Annotated in this window: 18 protein-coding genes; 16 read left to right on the forward strand and 2 right to left on the reverse strand. The window is 62.0% G+C overall.

The window, feature by feature from the left end; genetic code table 11:
- The 12 genes from bamA to ACA027_RS07820 all read left to right on the forward strand — a co-directional run bounded on the left by bamA (nt 1) and on the right by ACA027_RS07820 (nt 13,685).
- Nucleotides 1-2,334: an outer membrane protein assembly factor BamA gene (gene bamA, locus ACA027_RS07765; protein ID WP_370681818.1), complete on the forward strand. Its 2,334-nt coding sequence runs from the start codon at nt 1-3 to the stop codon at nt 2,332-2,334.
- Between the two features lie 2 nt (nt 2,335-2,336).
- The gene (locus ACA027_RS07770; RefSeq protein ID WP_370681819.1) at nt 2,337-2,840 is read left to right on the forward strand and encodes an OmpH family outer membrane protein; all 504 of its coding nucleotides are present in this window, start codon (nt 2,337-2,339) and stop codon (nt 2,838-2,840) included.
- A gap of 22 nt (nt 2,841-2,862) precedes the next feature.
- On the forward strand, nt 2,863-3,861 hold the full coding sequence (lpxD, locus tag ACA027_RS07775) for a UDP-3-O-(3-hydroxymyristoyl)glucosamine N-acyltransferase (protein WP_370681820.1): 999 nt from the start codon (nt 2,863-2,865) through the stop codon (nt 3,859-3,861).
- A 2-nt stretch (nt 3,862-3,863) separates the two neighbouring features.
- Nucleotides 3,864-4,301: a 3-hydroxyacyl-ACP dehydratase FabZ gene (fabZ, locus tag ACA027_RS07780; RefSeq protein WP_370681821.1), complete on the forward strand. Its 438-nt coding sequence runs from the start codon at nt 3,864-3,866 to the stop codon at nt 4,299-4,301.
- A 6-nt stretch (nt 4,302-4,307) separates the two neighbouring features.
- Nucleotides 4,308-5,102 carry an acyl-ACP--UDP-N-acetylglucosamine O-acyltransferase gene (gene lpxA / locus ACA027_RS07785; protein WP_370682537.1) on the forward strand — a complete coding sequence of 265 codons (795 nt, stop codon included), beginning with the start codon at nt 4,308-4,310 and terminating at the stop codon, nt 5,100-5,102.
- Between the two features lie 82 nt (nt 5,103-5,184).
- On the forward strand, nt 5,185-6,375 hold the full coding sequence (gene lpxB, locus ACA027_RS07790) for a lipid-A-disaccharide synthase (RefSeq protein ID WP_370682538.1): 1,191 nt from the start codon (nt 5,185-5,187) through the stop codon (nt 6,373-6,375).
- Nucleotides 6,338-7,066, forward strand: a complete 729-nt coding sequence (gene rnhB / locus ACA027_RS07795; protein WP_370681822.1) for a ribonuclease HII — start codon at nt 6,338-6,340, stop codon at nt 7,064-7,066. Before lpxB ends, rnhB begins: the two co-directional genes overlap by 38 nt.
- Before the next feature lie 56 nt (nt 7,067-7,122).
- Entirely contained in the window at nt 7,123-7,914 is a 792-nt protein-coding gene (locus ACA027_RS07800) for a TrmH family RNA methyltransferase (protein WP_370681823.1), read from the forward strand.
- A gap of 183 nt (nt 7,915-8,097) precedes the next feature.
- On the forward strand, nt 8,098-9,279 hold the full coding sequence (gene carA, locus ACA027_RS07805; RefSeq protein WP_370681824.1) for a glutamine-hydrolyzing carbamoyl-phosphate synthase small subunit: 1,182 nt from the start codon (nt 8,098-8,100) through the stop codon (nt 9,277-9,279).
- Nucleotides 9,272-12,520 carry a carbamoyl-phosphate synthase large subunit gene (gene carB, locus ACA027_RS07810; protein ID WP_370681825.1) on the forward strand — a complete coding sequence of 1,083 codons (3,249 nt, stop codon included), beginning with the start codon at nt 9,272-9,274 and terminating at the stop codon, nt 12,518-12,520. The genes carA and carB overlap by 8 nt, the downstream gene beginning before the upstream one ends.
- Before the next feature lie 218 nt (nt 12,521-12,738).
- A complete protein-coding gene (gene greA / locus ACA027_RS07815; protein ID WP_370681826.1) occupies nt 12,739-13,215 on the forward strand; it encodes a transcription elongation factor GreA in 477 nt (158 codons plus the stop codon).
- Nucleotides 13,216-13,226: 11 nt separating this feature from the next.
- On the forward strand, nt 13,227-13,685 hold the full coding sequence (locus tag ACA027_RS07820) for a DUF4149 domain-containing protein (RefSeq protein ID WP_370681827.1): 459 nt from the start codon (nt 13,227-13,229) through the stop codon (nt 13,683-13,685).
- A 137-nt stretch (nt 13,686-13,822) separates the two neighbouring features.
- On the opposite strand, the gene ACA027_RS07825 is transcribed toward ACA027_RS07820, so the two are convergent.
- Nucleotides 13,823-14,575 (reverse strand): glycosyltransferase, encoded by a 753-nt coding sequence (locus ACA027_RS07825; protein ID WP_370681828.1) that lies wholly within the window; start codon nt 14,573-14,575, stop codon nt 13,823-13,825.
- 35 nt (nt 14,576-14,610) lie between these two features.
- The gene (locus ACA027_RS07830) at nt 14,611-15,081 is read right to left on the reverse strand and encodes a YhbY family RNA-binding protein (RefSeq protein ID WP_370681829.1); all 471 of its coding nucleotides are present in this window, start codon (nt 15,079-15,081) and stop codon (nt 14,611-14,613) included.
- A gap of 32 nt (nt 15,082-15,113) precedes the next feature.
- Here ACA027_RS07830 and ACA027_RS07835 point away from each other — a divergent pair, with 32 nt between their 5' ends.
- The 4 genes from ACA027_RS07835 to glmM all read left to right on the forward strand — a co-directional run bounded on the left by ACA027_RS07835 (nt 15,114) and on the right by glmM (nt 20,180).
- Nucleotides 15,114-15,770, forward strand: a complete 657-nt coding sequence (locus ACA027_RS07835) for an RlmE family RNA methyltransferase (RefSeq protein WP_370681830.1) — start codon at nt 15,114-15,116, stop codon at nt 15,768-15,770.
- A 183-nt stretch (nt 15,771-15,953) separates the two neighbouring features.
- Complete coding sequence (gene ftsH / locus ACA027_RS07840) at nt 15,954-17,882, forward strand: ATP-dependent zinc metalloprotease FtsH (protein ID WP_370681831.1); 1,929 nt, start codon at nt 15,954-15,956, stop codon at nt 17,880-17,882.
- Between the two features lie 67 nt (nt 17,883-17,949).
- On the forward strand, nt 17,950-18,795 hold the full coding sequence (gene folP / locus ACA027_RS07845; RefSeq protein WP_370682539.1) for a dihydropteroate synthase: 846 nt from the start codon (nt 17,950-17,952) through the stop codon (nt 18,793-18,795).
- 50 nt (nt 18,796-18,845) lie between these two features.
- Nucleotides 18,846-20,180 (forward strand): phosphoglucosamine mutase, encoded by a 1,335-nt coding sequence (gene glmM / locus ACA027_RS07850; RefSeq protein WP_370681832.1) that lies wholly within the window; start codon nt 18,846-18,848, stop codon nt 20,178-20,180.
- The last annotated feature ends 225 nt before the right edge of the window (nt 20,181-20,405 follow it).

Below are 20,405 nucleotides of genomic sequence, written 5' to 3' on the forward strand. Positions count from 1 at the left end.
ATGAACCAACATTTCAAACGCTTCGGCGCACGCACGGCCTCGGCTGCTGCGGCTTTGCTCTGCTTGGCGCAGGCAGCTTGGGCGCTTTCGCCCTTCAAGGTGCAAGACATTCGCGTGGAGGGCCTGCAGCGCGTGGAAGCGGGCACCATCTTCGCCTCCATGCCACTGCGCGTGGGTGACCAATACGACGACGAAAAAGGCGCTGCAGCCATTCGCTCCCTGTTTGCCCTGGGCCTGTTCAAGGACGTGCGCCTGGAGGCCGATGGCAACGTGCTGGTGGTGGTCGTGGAAGAGCGTCCCACCATTGCCGATGTGAGCTTTGTGGGCACCAAAGAGTTCGACAAGGACACCCTGGTCAAGGCCATGCGCGATGTGGGCCTGGCCGAAGGCCGTCCCTTCGACAAGGCCCTGGCAGACCGTGCCGAGCAGGAGCTCAAGCGCCAGTACATTAACCGCAGCCTGTATGGCGCGGAAGTGGTCACCACGGTCACACCCATGGAGCGCAACCGCGTTAACCTGACCTTCTCGGTGACCGAGGGCGAACCCGCCAAAATCAATGAAATCCATGTGGTGGGCAACAAGGCCTTCAGTGAATCCACGCTGAAAAAGCAGCTGGACCTGGATACCGGTGGCTGGATGAGCTGGTATACCAAGTCGGATCGCTATGCCCGCAGCAAGCTCAATGCCGACCTGGAGGCTCTGCGCTCCTACTATCTGCAGCGCGGCTATCTGGACTTCCGCATCGACTCCACCCAGGTGGCCATCTCGCCGGACAAGGAAAAGATTTCCCTGACCATCAATGTGCACGAAGGCGACCGTTTCGTGGTCTCTGGCGTGTCCCTGGAAGGCAATTACCTGGACCGTGACGACGAGTTCAAGTCGCTGGTCAAGGTGCGTCCCGGCGAGCCCTATAACGCCGACCTGGTGGCGGAAACCACCAAGGCCTTCACCGACCACTTCGGCAATTTTGGCTATGCATTTGCGCGCGTGGATGCGGTGCCTGAAGTGGACCGCGACAACAACCGCGTGCACTTTGTGATCCGCTCGAACCCCTCGCGCCGTGCCTATGTGCGCCGCATCAACGTCAGCGGCAACGAGAAGACGCGCGACGAAGTCGTGCGCCGTGAATTCCGCCAGTACGAGTCCTCCTGGTATGACGGCGACAAGATCAAGCTGTCGCGTGACCGGGTCGACCGTCTGGGCTACTTCACCGAAGTCGATGTGGAGACCCTGGAAGTTCCTGGCTCGCCTGACCAGGTGGACCTGGTGGTGAACGTGAAGGAAAAGCCCACCGGCTCCATCCAGCTGGGTGCGGGTTTCTCGAGCGCCGAAAAGGTGACGCTGAGCTTTGGTATCAAGCAGGAAAACGTGTTTGGCTCGGGCAACTACCTGGGGCTGGATGTCAACACCAGCAAGTACAACCGCAATCTGGTGCTGAGCACCACCGACCCTTACTTCACGCAAGACGGTATTTCGCGCACTGTGGATCTGTACTACCGCACCAGTCGCCCCTACTCGTACTACTACGAAGGGGTTGGGAGTGTGAATACCAGCGATATGTACAAGATCGTGACGCAGGGTGCGTCCATCAAGTTTGGCGTGCCATTCAGCGAAATCGATACCGTATTTTTCGGCGTTGGTATTGAACAGACCCAGATCAAGAGTGGTTTGTACATGCCGGAGGCCTACCAGAATTACGTCAATGAATTCGGCTCTAACAGCACGTCCTTTCCATTGACCATGGGTTGGTCGCGCGATAGTCGCGACAGCGCTCTGGCGCCCAATTCGGGCCGTTACCAACGTTTGAATGCGGACTGGTCTGTGGCGGGTGACGCCCGCTATATTCGCGGTAATTACCAGTTCCAGCAGTATGTGCCGCTGACCAAGAGCTTTACCTTTGCCTTCAATGGTGAGCTGGGTTGGGGTAAGGGCCTGAATGGCCGTCCTTTCCCGCTGTTCAAGAACTTCTATTCGGGTGGTCTGGGCTCGGTGCGTGGCTTTGAGCAAGGCAGTCTGGGACCTATTGATGGAACGGGTTCTTACCTGGGGGGTAACAAGAAAGTCACTCTGAATGCCGAGTTCATTGCACCTTTCCCCGGTGCGGGCAATGACAAGACCCTGCGTTGGTTTACATTTGTCGACGTAGGCAATGTGTTTGGTGAAGGGGTGGGTGCTGAAGATTTCTCCGTCAGCAATTTGCGCGCCTCTGCAGGTCTGGGCTTGAGCTGGATTTCCCCGCTGGGTCCGCTGCGTCTGGCGTGGGCCAACCCGATTCGCAAGAAGTCGACCGACCGTTTGCAGAAAATTCAATTCCAGATCGGAACATCGTTTTAACCATGAAAATCTACCAACCTATCGCTGTTGCACTGCTGTGCGGTGCCGCTGCTGTGTCGGCTCAGGCACAGGATTTCAAGGCCGGTTTCGTCAATACCGACCGCATCTTCCGCGAAGCCAATTCCGCCAAGGCGGCCCAGGCCAAGCTGGAGCAGGAGTTTGCCAAGCGCGAGCGCGAGCTGGTCGATATCGGCAACCGTCTGAAGACCGATTCGGAAAAGTTCGAACGTGATGCGCCCACCATGTCGGAAGCCCAGCGCTCTGCCAAGCAGCGTCAGCTGATTGAGCAAGACCGCACCTTCCAGACCAAGCGCCGTGAATTTCAGGAAGACCTGAACGCCCGCAAGAACGAAGAGCTGTCGCAAGTGCTGGACCGCGCAAACAAGGTGGTCATGCAAGTGGCAGAGGCCGAAAAGTACGACGTGATCCTGCAAGAAGCGGTGTATGTCAACCCCAAGCTCGACATCACTGACAAGGTGATCAAAGCGCTGAACGCGGCCAAGTGATCCTCGGACAGGGCCAATCGACGTGAGTTTGACATTAGGACAAATTGTCGATGCCTTGGGTGGAGCGCTGCGAGGGGCGGCCAAAACGCTGGAAATCCAGCGCATTGCCCCCCTCGAGTCTGCCGAGGCAGACGCCATCAGCTTTCTGAGCAACCCCAAGTATTTGCACCAGCTGGCCGCCTCCCAGGCGGCCTGTGTCGTTGTGGCGCCTGCACAGCAGGATGCAGCAGTGGCGCGCGGGGCATGCATCGTGGTGGACAACCCCTATCTGTACTTCGCGCAGCTGACCCAGCTGTGGAAGCGCATGCATGCCGAAGCCGGTGTGCAGGGCGTGCATTCCACGGCCGTGGTTCATCCCCAGGCCAAGGTACACCCCTCGGCCACCATCGGGCCGCTGTGCGTGGTGGAGCGGGGTGCAGAAATTGGTGCCGACACGGTGCTGAAGTCGCGCGTTACCATCAGCGAATACTGTGTGGTGGGGGAGCGCTGCCTGCTGCACCCCGGTGTGGTGATCGGTGCCGACGGCTTTGGATTTGCCCAGCAGCAAGGGCAGTGGGTGAAGATCGAGCAGCTGGGTCGGGTACGCATTGGCAGCGATGTGGAAATCGGTGCCAACACCTGTATCGACCGCGGTGCGCTGGACGATACCGTCATTGCCGATGGCGTGAAGCTGGACAACCTGGTGCAGATTGGTCACAACGTGCAGGTGGGGGCGCACACGGCGATTGCCGGCAACGCCGGTGTGGCGGGCAGCGCGCAGATTGGCGCGCATTGCAGCATTGGCGGAGCCTCCAATATCTTGGGGCATTTGACGATCGGCGATGGCGTAGCCATTTCTCCGACATCGGTGGTGATGCGTTCCGTGACGCAGCCAGGCCTGTACACTGGCATATTCCCATTGGCGGCCAATGCGCAATGGGAAAAGAATGCGGCGACACTCAAACAATTGCACGCACTGCGCGAGCGGATCAAGGCGCTGGAAAAAGCGTTGGATGCCCAGCGCAGCCCTAACGGAAATTGACAATGGATATTCAAGGAATTCTCAAGCAACTGCCCCACCGCTACCCTTTCTTGCTGGTGGACCGGGTGCTGGAGCTTGAGAGCAACACACGCATCAAGGCGATCAAGAACGTGACTTTCAACGAGCCGTTCTTCACCGGGCATTTCCCTGGTCGTCCCGTGATGCCCGGGGTGTTGATTTTGGAAGCCCTGGCGCAGGCCGCAGGCCTGCTGGCCTTTGATGCCATGGGCCAGGTGCCGGACGAAAACAACATCTACTACTTTGTCGGTATTGATTCGGCGCGCTTCAAGCGCCCCGTGGTGCCAGGAGACCAGCTGGCGCTGGAGATCACCATCGACCGTGTGCGCGGTGGTATCTGGAAGTTCAATGCTGTGGCCAGCGTGGACGGCGAAGTGGCTGCCGAAGCGCAGCTGATGTGCACCATGCGCCACGTGGGCTAAGTGTCGATGGTGGCGGCGAGTCTTATTCACCCCACCGCAGTGGTGGACCCTGCGGCTGAGCTTGATTCATCGGTATCGGTGGGGCCTTATGCCGTCATCGGGCCCCAGGTGCGCCTGGGTGCTCGCACTTCGGTGGGGGCGCATTGCGTCATTGAGGGTCACACCACCATCGGTTGTGACAACCAGATCTTCCAGTTTGCTTCCCTGGGTGCAGACCCCCAGGACAAGAAGTACGCGGGAGAGCCCACGCGGCTGGTGATGGGCGACCGCAATACCGTGCGCGAGTTCTGTACCTTCAACACCGGTACCGCGCAGGATCGGGGTGAGACCACCATAGGTTCGGACAACTGGATCATGGCCTATGTGCACATCGCACATGACTGCATCGTGGGCGACAACACCACCTTGGCCAATAACACCACATTGGCGGGCCATGTGCATGTGGGCGACTGGGTGACCGTGGGTGGCCTGACTGGCGTGCTGCAGCGCATGCGCATAGGCGCCTATGCCATGGTGGGTTTCCAGGCCCATGTGAACAAGGATGTACCGCCGTTTATGACGGTGGATGGCAATCCACTGGCGGCGCGCAGCGTGAACCTGATCGGCCTCAAGCGCCGCGGCTTTTCGGATGTCCGCATTGCCGCCGTGCGCGAGATGCACAAGCTGCTCTATCGCCAGGGCTTGTCGCTGGAAGCGGCCATGCAGGCCATGGATGCACTCAAGGCCGAAGCCGACGCCGTGCAAGACGTGGAACTGATGCAGGGCTTTCTGGCCTCTGCTGCCTACGGCATCACACGCTAGCCGCTTGCGCGGCCTTGGCGTCTTTTGTGTTTTTCTTCACCCCTGTCCGTGAGTTTGCGACGTGAATAGCTCTGCAACGCCCATGCAGCCAGCGCAAGCTGCTGCAGATTCCGTAGTGCCTCGCATTGCCATGGTGGCGGGGGAGACCTCCGGCGATCTGCTGGCCTCTTTGCTGCTCGATGGCCTGCGTCAGCGCTGGCCTGAGGCCCAGTCCATGGGCATTGGCGGCGCTGCCATGCAGGCCCGAGGCTTTGATGCCTGGTGGCAGTCCGAGCGCCTGGCTGTGCATGGTTACAGCTGGGAAGTGCTGATGCGGGTAGCCGAGTTGCTGGGCATTCGCAAAAAACTGCGCCAGCGCCTGCTGGCCCATCCCCCCTCGGTGTTTGTGGGTGTGGATGCGCCCGATTTCAATCTGGGCCTGGAGACCGATCTGCGCGCTGCGGGCGTCAAGACCGTGCATTTTGTCTGCCCCTCCATCTGGGCCTGGCGGGCTGACCGCGTGGAGAAGATTCGCCGTGCGGCCGACCATGTGCTGTGCATTTTCCCCTTCGAGCCCGAGCTGCTGGCCCAGCACGGTATTGAAGCCACCTATGTGGGCCATCCGCTGGCCCAGGTGATTCCCATGCAGCCCGATCGTGCCGCCGCGCGCCGCCGTCTGGGCTTGCCCGAAGACGGGCTGGTGCTGGCCTTGCTGCCGGGCAGCCGTCGCTCGGAAGTGCGCTATATCGCCTCCGGGTTTTTCAAGGCGGCAGCGCTGGTGAAGAAGGCGCTTCCAGCGATTAAAATAGTCGCCCCTGCCGTTCCCAGTCTGCTGGAGGAGTTGCAGCGCATTGCCCAGCAAAACGGCATGCAAGACCAGGTGCTGATCGTGCCCGGTCAGTCGCATGATGTGCTGGCAGCCTGTGATTGCACGCTGATTGCCAGTGGTACCGCCACGCTGGAGGCCGCGCTGTTCAAGCGCCCCATGGTCATCAGCTACAGCATGCACCCCTGGAGCTGGCGTCTGATGCAGCGCAAGCAGCTGCAGGCCTGGGTGGGGCTGCCGAATATTTTGTGTCGCGACTTTGTCGTGCCCGAGTTGCTGCAGGACGCGGCCACGCCCGAGGCGCTGGCCCAGGCCGCGTTGGCCTGGCTGCGTGCCAGCCAGGATGCACCGGCCACCATTGATGCGCTGGAGCAGCGCTTCACGGCCCTGCACCACGAACTAAAAAGAGATACCGCCGAATTGGCCGCCCATGCGATCGAAAAAATCATTGCCATCCCCGCTGCTTGAGCAAGAAAGCCTGCCCTGGCATCCGCCCGGGTTGGTCGCAGGGGTGGACGAAGCCGGGCGTGGCCCGCTGGCCGGCCCTGTGGTGGCCGCAGCCGTCATCCTGGACGACCAGAACCCCATCGCCGGCCTGAACGACTCCAAAAAACTCACGGCCCGCAAGCGCGAGCAGTTGTTCGATGAAATCCGTGCCAAGGCCCTGTGCTTTTGCATTGCCCAGGCCTCGGTGCAGGAGATCGACAGGCTCAACATCCTGCAAGCCACCTTGCTGGCCATGCGCCGCGCCGTGCTGGGCCTGCGGCTCAAGCCGGTGCGTGTGCTTGTTGATGGCAACCAGCTGCCCACGCTGGAGGTGCCGGCCGAGGCCATTGTGCAGGGCGATGCGCTGGTGCAGGCGATTTCGGCAGCTTCCATTCTGGCCAAGGTGACACGTGACCGCTGGTGTGACCAGCTCGATGTGCAATATCCCCAGTACGGTTTTGCCGCCCACAAGGGCTATGGCACGGCCGTGCACCTGGCCGCGCTGCGCGAGCATGGTGCGACGGTGGAGCACCGCAGCTCTTTTGCCCCCGTGGCCAAGGTGCTGCAGTCGGGTGTCTTGTGTGTCGGCCTGCAGCCCGCTCCCATTGCCTGCGAAAGCGGTGTCTCGGCCTTGCGTGCGGGGGGCATGGCGCAGGCTTCGCTGTATTCCTGAGCCCGGTTTCCGGGCCTCGGGGCCTTGGTGCCCCATCACCAAATCAAGAGGTTGCCATGACTTTCGCTGCCCAGCCCATGCATATAAAGGCGCGTGACAACGCCTTCGTCAAATCCCTGCGCCGCCTGTCCCAGGACAGCACGGCCTACCGCAAACAAGCCCAGGTCTGGCTGGAGGGCGACCATCTGTGCCGTGCTGCATTGGCGCGTGGTCTGTCGCCGCAGCTGGCCGTTTTTTCAGAGTCTTTTTGGCCTCTGGCGCCCAAGGAGTGGGCGCAAGCTGCTCCCAAAGTCATAGTTTTGGCAGATGCCTTGTTTGCCGAAATCAGCAGCCTGGAGTCCCCAGCCCACATGGGCTATGTCATGGCCTGGGATGGTGCGGCCGCCGTGCGCCCCGGCGTCTCCACCGTGGTGCTGGACCGGGTGCAGGACGCAGGCAATGTGGGATCCATCCTGCGCAGTGCATCGGCCTTTGGCTTTGGCCAAGTGCTGGCCCTCAAGGGCACGGCTGCGCTGTGGAGTCAGAAAGTGCTGCGCGCCGGCATGGGCGCGCATTTCGGCCTGCATCTGGTGGAGTCGGCCTCCGAGGCCGATGTGCAGGCCTTGCAGCTGCCTCTGGTGGTGACCAGCTCCCACCAGGGCACCTTGATCCACGAAGCCGATCTGCCCTGGCCTTGCGCCTGGGCCATGGGGCATGAAGGGCAGGGCGTGGGTGAGGCGCTGATGCAGCAGGCCCAGCACCGCATCAGCATTGCCCAGCCTGGGGGGGAAGAGTCGCTGAATGTGGGTGCGGCGGCCGCGATCTGCCTGCATGCCAGCAGCGTCAGCATGCTGCGCCGTCAAGGGTAATCCCGCGCCAAGTCATGGGGCAGTAGCCGCACAAGTCTATAATGGGCGGCTTTCCAGCATTCCTTCCTACGCCTAGCGACGCTTTCTCGCCATCCCCTGTTGACACATCTGTCCCCACGCGCATGCGAACAGCATGTGAGGGGCTGCGTTGGGCGTAACCGTAATAAAAAACCGGAGAACCCAGTGCTTTTGTCTCTCAAGGGAGCCTTCCCACCCGCCATCTTGGCGCTCGCAGACGGCACGGTCTTTGTTGGCAACTCGATTGGTGCGCAAGGCACCACGGTGGGCGAAGTCGTTTTCAACACCTCGCTGACCGGCTACCAGGAAATCCTCACCGACCCCAGCTATTGCCAGCAGATCGTGACTCTCACGTATCCGCATATCGGCAACTATGGCGTCAATCCCGAGGATGTCGAGGCTGACAAGATCCATGCCGCAGGTCTCATCATCAAGAACCTGCCGCTGTTGGCCAGCAACTTCCGCAGCACCCAGACCCTGTCCGAGTACCTGATTGAAGGCAAGACCGTCGCCATCGCCGACATCGACACCCGCAAGCTCACGCGCTTGCTGCGTGACAAGGGGGCGCAAAACGGTGCCATCGTGGGCCTGGCCGCTGGCGAAGAAGTCACCCAAGCCAAGATCGATCAAGCCATCGCTGCAGCCAAGGCCGCCCCCGACATGAAGGGCCTGGACCTGGCCAAGGTGGTGACCACCACCAAGTCCTACCCTTGGAGCCAAACCGAGTGGAAGCTGGGCCAAGGCTACGGCAAGCTCGAGTCGCCCAAGTTCAAGGTCGTGGCCTATGACTTTGGCGTGAAGACCAACATCTTGCGCATGCTGGCCGAGCGCGGCTGCGACGTGACCGTGGTGCCGGCCCAGACGCCCGCCAAGGACGTGCTGGCGCTGAACCCCGATGGCGTGTTCCTGTCCAACGGCCCTGGCGACCCAGCGCCTTGCGACTACGCCATTGCTGCGGCACAAGAGATCATGGCTGCCAAAAAGCCCTTGTTCGGCATCTGCCTGGGCCACCAGATCATGGCCCTGGCCTCGGGCGCCAAGACCTTCAAGATGCAAAACAGCCACCACGGTGCCAACCACCCCGTGAAGGAGCTGGACACCGGCCGCGTCAGCATCACCAGCCAGAACCACGGTTTTGCCGTGGAGCTGGAGTCGCTGCCCGCCAATGTGCGCGCCACCCACATCAGCCTGTTTGACGGCACGCTGCAAGGCCTGGAGCGCACCGATGTGCCCGCCTTCTGCTTCCAGGGCCACCCCGAGGCTTCGCCCGGCCCGCACGACATCGCCTACTTGTTCGACCGCTTCACGGCACTGATGGCCAAGGCCCAGGAGAAAAACAATGCCTAAGCGCACCGACCTCAAAAGCATTCTGATCATTGGCGCCGGTCCCATCGTGATCGGCCAGGCCTGCGAGTTTGACTACTCCGGCGTGCAGGCCTGCAAGGCGCTGCGCGAAGAGGGTTACAAGGTCATTTTGATCAACAGCAACCCCGCCACGATCATGACCGACCCGGCCACGGCCGACGTCACCTACATCGAGCCCATCACCTGGCAGACGGTCGAGAAGATCATCGCCAAGGAGCGTCCCGACGCCATCCTGCCCACCATGGGCGGCCAGACCGCGCTGAACTGCGCGCTGGACCTGTGGCACAACGGCGTGCTGGACAAGTACAAGGTCGAGCTGATCGGCGCCAAGCCCGAGGCCATCGACAAGGCCGAGGACCGCCTGAAGTTCAAGGACGCCATGACCAAGATCGGTCTGGGCTCCGCGCGCTCCGGCATCGCCCACTCCATGGACGAAGCCTGGGCCGTGCAAAAGGAAATGGGCTTTCCCACCGTGATCCGTCCCAGCTTCACGCTGGGTGGCACGGGTGGCGGCATTGCCTACAACTCGGAAGAGTTCGAGACCATCTGCAAGCGCGGTCTGGAAGCCTCGCCCACCAACGAGCTGCTGATCGAAGAGTCGCTGCTGGGTTGGAAAGAGTACGAGATGGAAGTGGTGCGCGACACCGCCGATAACTGCATCATCGTCTGCTCCATCGAGAACCTGGACCCCATGGGCGTGCACACCGGTGACTCCATCACCGTGGCACCTGCCCAGACGCTGACCGACAAAGAGTACCAAATCATGCGCAATGCCTCGCTGGCAGTGCTGCGTGAAATCGGTGTCGACACCGGTGGCTCCAATGTGCAGTTCTCGGTGAATCCCAAGGACGGTCGCATGATCGTCATCGAGATGAACCCGCGTGTCTCGCGCTCCTCGGCGCTGGCCTCCAAGGCCACGGGCTTCCCCATCGCCAAGATTGCGGCCAAGCTGGCCGTGGGCTTCACGCTGGACGAGCTGAAGAACGAAATCACCGGTGGCAAGACCCCGGCCTCGTTCGAGCCCTCGATCGACTACGTGGTCACCAAGATCCCGCGTTTTGCCTTCGAGAAGTTCCCTACGGCCGATAACCGCCTGACCACGCAGATGAAGTCCGTGGGCGAGGTCATGGCCATCGGCCGTACCTTCCAGGAGTCCTTCCAGAAAGCCCTGCGCGGCCTGGAAGTGGGCGTGGATGGCATGAACGAAAAAACCCAGGACCGCGAAATCCTGGAAAAGGAACTGGGCGAGCCCGGTCCCGAGCGCATCTGGTATGTGGGCGACGCCTTCGCCGCCGGCTGGACGCTGGATGAAGTCCACAACATCACCAAGATCGACAAATGGTTCCTGGTGCAGATCGAAGAGATCGTGAAGATCGAACTCGACCTGGACAAGCATTTTGAAGCCCATGGCGACAAGGCCTTGTCGCTGCTGGACGCCACGACGCTGCGCACGCTGAAGCAAAAAGGCTTCTCCGACCGCCGCCTGGCCAAGCTGCTGCACACCACGGACAAGGCCGTGCGTGAAGCACGCAAGGCCTTGAAGGTGCGCCCCGTGTTCAAGCGCGTGGACACCTGTGCGGCCGAGTTCGCTTCCAACACTGCGTACATGTACTCCACGTACGACGAGGAATGCGAAGCCGCGCCCACCAACAAGAAGAAGATCATGGTGCTGGGCGGTGGCCCCAACCGGATCGGCCAGGGCATCGAGTTTGACTACTGCTGCGTGCACGCCGCCATGGCCATGCGCGAAGACGGCTATGAGTCCATCATGGTCAACTGCAACCCCGAGACCGTGTCCACCGACTACGACACGTCCGATCGCCTGTACTTCGAGCCGCTGACGCTGGAAGACGTGCTGGAAATCGTGGCCATCGAGCAGCCTGTCGGCGTGATCGTGCAGTACGGCGGTCAGACGCCTTTGAAGCTGGCCCTGGGCCTGGAAAAAGAAGGCGTGCCCATCATCGGCACCTCGCCCGACATGATCGACGCGGCCGAAGACCGTGAGCGCTTCCAGAAGTTGCTCAACGACCTGGGCCTGCTGCAGCCGCCGAACGCCACGGCCCGTACCGAAGCCGAAGCGCTGGAAAAGGCCGCCGGCCTGGGCTATCCCCTGGTGGTGCGCCCCAGCTATGTGCTGGGTGGCCGCGCCATGGAAATCGTGCACGAGCAGCGCGATCTGGAGCGCTATATGCGCGAAGCCGTGAAGGTCAGCAACGACTCGCCCGTGCTGCTGGACCACTTCCTGTCCAACGCCATCGAGTGCGATGTGGACTGCGTGCGCGACAGCAGCGGCGCCGTGTTCATCGGCGGCGTGATGGAGCATATCGAGCAAGCCGGCGTGCACAGCGGTGACTCCGCCTGCTCGCTGCCGCCTTACTACTTGAAGCCCGAGACCGTGGCCGAGATCAAGCGCCAGACCGCTGCCATGGCCGAAGGCCTGCATGTGGTGGGTCTGATGAATGTGCAGTTCGCCATCCAGGAGCGTGACGGCCAGGACATCATCTATGTGCTGGAAGTTAATCCCCGCGCCTCGCGCACCGTGCCCTTTGTCTCCAAGGCCACGGGCATCCAGCTGGCCAAGGTGGCGGCACGCTGCATGGTGGGCCAGACCCTGGCCGAGCAGGGCGTGACCAAGGAGGTGACCCCGCCTTACTTCAGCGTCAAGGAAGCCGTCTTCCCCTTTGTGAAGTTCCCCGGTGTGGACACCATCCTCGGCCCCGAGATGAAGTCCACCGGCGAAGTCATGGGCGTGGGCAAGACCTTTGGCGAGGCCTTTGTGAAGAGCCAACTGGGCGCCGGCGTCAAGCTGCCTACCGAAGGCAAGGTCTTCCTCACCGTGAAGAACAATGACAAGGCGCGCGCCGTGGTCATCGCCAAGGAGTTGGCGGCCATGGGCTTCACCCTGTGCGCCACGCGTGGCACGGCGGCTGCAATCGCCGAAGCCGGTGTGGAGGTGCAGACCGTGAACAAGGTCACGGAGGGCCGCCCCCACATCGTGGACATGGTGAAGAACGAAGAGATCGCCATGGTCATCAACACGGTGGAAGAGCGCCGCAATGCGATTGCCGACTCGCGCGCCATCCGTACCAGCGCCCTGCTGGCACGGGTGACCACCTTCACCACCATCTTCGGCGCGGAAGCGGCTGTGGACGGCATGAAGGCCATGCGTGGCAATCTGGATGTGTACTCTGTCCAAGAGCTGCACGCCCAGTTGGCGCATTGAGCCGGCAGCGGGTTTTTTCCGCACCGATGCCGTGGCAAACGCGGCATAATCGGCACTGACCGATAAGAGACCACCGCCGCGCTGACAGCGCGGCGGTTTGTTTTTGTGGGGTATGGCCCCCATATCGGGCCCCATATTGCCCAGGCCGCATGGCCATGGGCGACCCCGCGCGCCGGGTGCTCACCGCACCTGGCAATGCTTTTAGTGGAGACTTAACTATGGCCACCATTCCCATTACCAAGCGCGGCGCAGAGAAGCTCAAGGAAGAGTTGCAGCGCCTGAAGACCGTGGAGCGTCCTGCCGTGATCCAGGCGATTGCCGAGGCACGTGCCCAGGGCGATCTGAGCGAGAACGCCGAATACGAATCCGCCAAGGAACACCAGGGCTTTATCGAAGGCCGCATTGCCGAGATCGAAAGCAAGCTGTCCTCGGCCCAGGTCATCGAGCCCTCGTCGGTGGACGCAGGTGGTCGCGTGGTGTTTGGCGCCACCGTGGAGCTGGAAGACGAAGACAGCGGCGCCGCCGTGACCTACCAGATCGTGGGTGAGGACGAGGCCGACCTGAAGCTGGGCCTGATCAACATCTCCAGCCCCATTGCCCGCGCGCTGATTGGCAAGGAAGAGGGCGATGTCGCCGTGGTGCAGGCCCCGGGTGGCGAGCGCCGCTACGAAGTGGTGGCGGTCAAGTACCTGTAACAAGGCAAGGCATGCACGGTTTGCAGGCCCGTTTGCCCTGGCTGCTGGCCGCCCTGTGGTGGGGCAGCCTGACGGCCATGGGCGTGGCCGTGCAGGTGTTGTTTGCCCACTGGCCACGCACACCGGCCGCAGGTGCGGCGGCGGCCTTGCTGGCAGCGCAGGCCTGGATTTCCGTAGCATGTGGTGTGCTGCTGCTGGTGATTTCCAAGAAAAAACATGCGCAAAAGCAGGAGCCATGGGCACAGGATGCTCTGGTTTTTGTGCTGGGCGGCTTGCTGCTGGCGCTGCTGGGTCAATACGGCGTGTTGCCGCGCGCGCTGGCCGGGCAAGGTGCTGTCTGGTTCTATCTGGGCCTGGCGCTGTATGCCCTGCAGTGGCTGTGCGCGCTGTGCGTGGTGTGGCGATTGACCAGGACTCCCCTTGAGCAGCCTTCCGCGTCTTTCTCCCAGGAGGAGGACGGCAGAGCGTAGGCCCTGGCTCGCTGTCTCCAGCTTGGTGTGGCCTTTGCCGCGCCCTATACAAAAAAGCAGTCCCTGGGACTGCTTTTTTCATAGCGCCTTACACAGGTGGTGTATGCGATTGGAGCGGGTTTTGCCTTGAATTCGGCTCACTCGCGCCAGTGCTCGGCCACCCACAGAGCGGGCTTGATGAAGCGAAAGCGGCGGTTGCGCCGGCCGGCCAGGGCGTCGGGCGGGTTGCACTCGCCATGGAAGATGACGATGCGCGCGCCTTCGGGCACAAAGGGGGCTTTCCAGTAATTGGTGGGCCAGCTGGGGATGCCGTGGTATTTGAAGCTGGGGCACCAGGCCGCTGGCCAGTATTGGAGCTTGCCTTGCTTGTGCAGCACATCCGACAGATAGGCCTGCTCATTGCGGAACTGCTTGCGGATTTCCTCGAAGTGGCCGCGGAAATATTCCAGCACATCCGGGTGGGCGCCCAGCTCGAAGCGGTACACCGACGAATTGCCGGTGATGCGCCAGGGCCGCTTGTGGTCGTGGATGATGAGGAATTCACCCGGGTGGGTGAAGAACTCGTCCAGAGGGCCGGTGACCACCACGTCCACGTCCAGAAACAGGGCCGTGCCCTTGAGGCCGTGCAGGTCGGCGGCAAAGGTGGTCAGCTTGGTCCAGCCGCGCTCGGGAATGCCGGCAGGCAGGTCCAGCGAGGGAATGGGCAGGCATTGCACCTCGGGGCGAATCCCTTCGCTGTTGTCGGTCAGGCAGACAAAGCGAAAATCACCGCTGAGATGGCGGCGCACCATGGCGTAGAGACGGTTGACGTACTCCGGGCCGTACTTGGTGCCCCACTTCATGCAGAGGATGTGGCGCTCGGGCGCCGCCGATGTCGTATTCAGTGCCATGGCAGGTGTGTTGTGGGTGTGCGGCGTACGCAAGCTCAGCCCAGTCGGCCCTTCTTGACGGATTTTTGCTTGGGCTTGGCACGCTTGATCTGGCCGCCGGCCGTCAGGCGCTGGTTGCCCAGCACGCGCAGCTGCTTGACTTCAGGGCGCTGGCCGGCTTTGCCGAACTTCAGCACCTTGACGTCACGCGGGCCGGGCATGCGGTCTTCATCAAAGGCCTTTTCCTTTTCGGGGATAGGGCGCCACAGCACCAGCAGCTTGCCGATGTGTTGGATGGGGGCCGCGTTCAGCTCGTCGCACAGCTGCTGGTAGATCTGTTCACGGGTGGCGCGCTCGTCGCCGAAGACACGGACCTTGATCAGGCCATGGGCGTTGAGCGCGGCGTCCACTTCCTTCTGGACGGCAGGGGTGAGGCCGTCGCCACCGATGAGGACCACGGGGTCCAGGTGGTGGGCGTTGGCGCGGTGTTCCCGGCGCTCTGCGGGAGTCAATTCAATTTGGGGCATGGGCCGTATTATCGAGGCAGGAAGAATTTCGCATGAAGATCAAAACCAAAAGCAAGAAAGTGGATAAGGCATGGCTGAACAGCCATGTCAACGATCCCTATGTCAAAGCCGCGCAAAAAGACGGCTACCGCGCCCGTGCGGCCTACAAGTTGAAGGAAATCGACGAGGCATTCAAGCTGATAAAGCCCGGCGACATTGTGGTGGATCTGGGCTGTGCACCCGGTGCCTGGAGCCAGTACCTGCGCCGGCGCCTGGCGCCGCAGGGTGCGGCCGTGGGCTCGCTCCAAGGTGCCATCATCTCACTGGATCTACTGCCCATGGAGTCTATCGAAGGCGTGCACTACATCCAGGGGGATTTCCGCGAAGGAAGCGTGCTGGCCCAGCTCGAGGAGGCTGTGCAGGGACGGCCCGTGGATGTGGTGGTGTCGGATATGGCGCCCAATCTGTCGGGCAACGGGACCACGGACGGTGCCCGCGTGGCGCATTTGATCGAGCTGGCGGTAGACTTTGCCACCCAGCATCTGCAGCCCGATGGGGCGCTGGTGGTCAAACTGTTTCACGGCAGCGGCTATGAGGAGCTGGTGGCGCTGTTCCGCCAGACCTTCCGCGTGGTCAAGCCGTACAAGCCCAAATCTTCGCGCGACAGATCGTCTGAAACATTCCTGATCGGAATGGGTTTAAAGCCCTAAAGCCGTCTGAAGGCGCAAGGGCTTCCCGCCAATGGGGGCTTGATGGGCCGAATGCCCTGGGAGCCCTGTCGCCTTCGCAGGAATAAGGTTTCGGTTCATCCGCTTGAAACACCTAAAATAGGCCTTATATGGATGGCATTGCCCGTCCAGGTCTGAATTTCGCCTTTTTCATTGGAGCCCCGCTTGAACAATCAGTGGTTTTCTAAAGTTGCCGTATGGCTTGTCATCGCCATGGTGCTGTTTACGGTGTTCAAACAGTTCGACACGCGTGGCGGGGCCAGTGCGGGCTATGTGGGCTATTCCGATTTTCTGGAAGATGTGCGCAGCAACCGCATCAAGAGCGTGACGATCCAGGAAAGCCCGGGCGGCACGGAGATCATGGCCGTCACCAACGACGATCGCCGCATCCGCTCCACGGCCACCTACCTGGACCGTGGTCTGGTGGGTGATCTGATCAGCAACAACGTCAAGTTTGACGTCAAGCCGCGCGAAGAAGGTTCGCTGCTGATGAGCCTGCTGATCAGCTGGGGCCCCATGCTGCTGTTGATCGGCGTCTGGGTGTACTTCATGCGCCAGATGCAGGGCGGCGGCAAGGGCGGCGCGTTCAGCTTTGGCAAGTCCAAGGCGCGCATGCTGGACGAAAACAACAACACCGTGACCTTTGCCGATGTGGCCGGCTGTGATGAGGCCAAGGAAGAGGTCAAGGAGGTCGTGGACTTCCTGAAAGACCCCAACAAGTTCCAGAAGCTGGGCGGCCGCATTCCGCGTGGCCTGCTGCTGGTGGGCCCTCCCGGCACCGGCAAGACCTTGCTGGCCAAGTCGATTGCGGGTGAGGCCAAAGTGCCTTTCTTCAGCATCTCGGGCTCTGACTTTGTGGAAATGTTCGTTGGCGTGGGCGCGGCCCGTGTGCGCGACATGTTCGAGAACGCCAAGAAGAATGCACCTTGCATCATCTTCATCGATGAAATCGACGCCGTGGGCCGCCAGCGCGGCGCCGGCATGGGCGGTGGCAACGACGAGCGCGAGCAGACCCTGAACCAGATGCTGGTCGAGATGGACGGCTTCGAAACCAATATGGGTGTCATCGTGGTGGCCGCCACCAACCGCCCCGATATTCTGGATGCCGCCTTGCTGCGTCCCGGCCGTTTCGACCGCCAGGTCTATGTGACCTTGCCCGACGTGCGTGGCCGCGAGCAAATCCTCAATGTGCACATGCGCAAGATCCCTGTGGGTCAGGATGTGAACCCCAACATCATTGCCCGCGGTACGCCCGGCATGTCGGGTGCTGATCTGGCCAATCTGTGCAACGAGGCCGCCTTGATGGCTGCACGCCGCAATGCGCGCACCGTGGAGATGCAGGACTTCGAAAAGGCCAAGGACAAGATCATCATGGGTCCGGAGCGCAAGTCCATGGTCATGCCCGAGGAAGAGCGCCGCAACACGGCCTACCACGAAGCAGGCCATGCACTGATCGGCAAGCTGCTGCCCAAGTGCGACCCCGTGCACAAGGTCACCATCATCCCGCGTGGTCGCGCCCTGGGCGTGACCATGAGCCTGCCCGAGAAGGACCGCTACTCCTACGACAAGGAGTTCATGCTCAACCAGATCGCCATGTTGTTCGGTGGCCGCATTGCCGAAGAAGTGTTCATGCACCAGATGACCACGGGTGCGAGCAATGACTTCGAGCGTGCCACGCAAATCGCCCGTGACATGGTCACGCGCTACGGCATGACCGATGCACTGGGCCCCATGGTCTATGCCGAGCAGGAGGGCGAGCCCTTCCTGGGCCGCTCCATGAGCAAGCCCAGCAACATCAGCGAAGAGACCATGCAAAAGGTCGACGCCGAGGTGCGCCGCATCATCGACGAGCAGTACACCCTGGCGCGCAAGCTGATCGAGGACAACTCGGACAAGATGCACGCCATGGCCAAGGCCATGCTCGAGTGGGAAACCATTGATGCCGAGCAACTGGACGACATCATGGCCGGCAAGGAGCCGCGTCCGCCCAAGGACTGGGTGCCGCGCAATCCACCGTCCAACAGCAATGACGGTGGCACCAGTGGCGGCACACCTGCGGTGGACCCCGACACAACGGCGCCATCTGCGGTGTAATCACCTCACACACACGACAGCGGGGCTCTTGGAGCCCCGCTTTTTTTCAGGGATGAAGGCAATGGCTATGCAGGCGCAGTGGCAGGTATCACGTTTCACCATCGATCTGTCGACGCCCAAGGTGATGGGGATCGTGAACACGACGCCTGACTCGTTTTCTGACGGCGGCCAGCATGACAGCGCCGGCGCGGCCCTGCAGCATGCCGAAAGGCTGCTTCAGCAAGGCGCCGACATACTGGATATCGGCGGTGAGTCCACCCGGCCTGGCAGCCCTGCGGTTCCGCTGGATGTGGAGCTGCAGCGCGTGCTGCCCGTGGTGCAAGAGGCCGTGCGCTGGCAGGTGCCGATTTCCGTGGATACCTACAAGCCCGAGCTCATGCGCGCAGTGCTGGACCTGGGGGCCGACATCATCAATGACGTCTGGGCATTGCGGCAGCCCGGTGCCCGCGACATCATTGCGGCCCATGGCCGCTGTGGCGTGTGCCTGATGCACATGCACCAGACGCCGCAGACCATGCAGTTGCAGCACATGGAAGGTGATGCCGTGGCGGCGGTGAAGCGGTTTTTGCAGGAGCAGTCGCAGCAGCTGCAGGCCATGGGGGTGGATGCACGGCGACTGGTGCTGGACTACGGCATAGGCTTTGGCAAAAGCGTTGCGCAGAATTTCGCCTTGCTGGCCCGTCAGCCAGAGCTGCTGGCGCTGGGCTTGCCGCTGCTGGCAGGCTGGTCACGCAAGGGCTCGCTGGGCCAGGTCACCGGTTGCGGGGTGGAAGACAGGCTGGTGCCCAGTGTCACGGCTGCCGTGCTGGCGGTGGAGCGCGGGGCGCGCATTGTGCGGGTGCACGATGTGGCTGCCACAGTGGCGGGCCTGAAGGTATGGCAGGCCATGCAGCGACAGAATCCACAGGATTAAGTGGCCACGGGACGGCCTGAAAAAATCAAATCACACAAAGGAGGAACGCGATGGCGCGTCGGTATTTTGGAACAGACGGTATTCGCGGCACGGTGGGTCAGGCGCCCATCACCCCGGACTTTGCACTGCGGCTGGCCCATGCGGTGGGGCGTGTGCTGCGCCAGACCCAGGACAGGCCCACGGTGCTGATTGGCAAGGACACGCGGATCTCGGGCTATATGCTGGAGGCCGCCATGGAAGCCGGCTTCAATGCCGCTGGTGTGGACGTGATTTTGCTGGGCCCCTTGCCCACACCGGGTGTGGCCTATTTGACCCGGGCCCAGCGGGCCAGCCTGGGGGTGGTGATCAGCGCCAGCCACAACCCGTTTCAGGACAATGGCATCAAGTTCTTCAGTGCCCAGGGCACCAAGCTGCCGGATGCCTGGGAAGAGGAGGTCGAGGCCCTGATCGATGCCGCGCCGGCCTGGGTGGACTCGCGCAACCTGGGCAAGGCGCGGCGCCTGAATGATGCGGCCGGTCGTTACATCGAATTCTGCAAAAGCACTTTCCCTTCGGACCTCAGCCTGCGTGGGCTGAAGATCGTTGTGGATGCCGCCCATGGCGCGGCCTACCAGATTGCCCCCACGGTGTTCCACGAGCTGGGCGCTGATGTGGTGGCCATTGGCTGTCAGCCCGATGGCCTGAACATCAATGACGGTGTGGGCGCCACCCATCCCGATGCGCTGGCCTTGGCGGTGCGGGCGAATCACGCCGACTATGGCGTGGCCCTGGATGGCGATGCCGACCGCTTGCTGATGGTGGATGCGCATGGCCGCATCTTCAATGGCGATGAGCTCATGTATCTGATGGTGCTGGACCGCATCCAGTGCGGCGAGCCGGTTGCGGGTGTCGTGGGTACCTTGATGACGAATATGGCCGTGGAAAAAGCGCTGGAGGCGCAGCAAATTCCCATGGTGCGTGCCAAGGTGGGCGACCGCTATGTGCTGGAGGCGCTGCAGCACAACCAGTGGTTGCTGGGCGGTGAAAGCTCGGGGCATTTGCTGGCTCTGGACAAGCACACCACGGGCGATGGCCTGGTCAGCGCACTCCAGGTGTTGCAGGCTTGTGTGCGCAGCCAGAAGACCATGGCGGCGCTGCTGGAGAATCTGCAGCTCTACCCTCAGGTGATGGTGAATGTGCGCCTCAAGCCGGGGCAAGACTGGAAGACGAATGCCAAGCTGCCGCAGGCACAGCAAGAGGTGGAGCAGCAGCTGGCAGGCAAAGGCCGTGTGCTGGTGCGCCCCAGTGGCACCGAGCCTTTGCTGCGTGTGATGGTGGAAGCCCAGGACGGTGAGCAGGCCAGCCGGCTTGCCGAGCAGCTGGCCGAGGTGGTGCGCGCGGGGTGACTTGATCCCCCTGGGTCGCCTTCGGCGACTTCCCCCAAGGGGACGACAGCCTCGCTGCGGGGGGCGGCCCTTGCTCGCTGTCCCTGGCCTGGGCTGTGCCAGTTTTATATGGCTTGGGCCGCAAGCATTTTCGGTAAGCATTCCGAAATCCCCGTGGGCTCTGCATACCCGCTCCAGGGAGGGGGCCGCCTCTGTGTCGGGCTCTCCAGCTTTGGTGAGTAGCGA

Origin of the sequence: Comamonas sp. GB3 AK4-5 (assembly GCF_041320665.1) — a bacterium.
In the GTDB taxonomy this organism is placed as follows: Bacteria; Pseudomonadota; Gammaproteobacteria; order Burkholderiales; family Burkholderiaceae_C; genus Comamonas.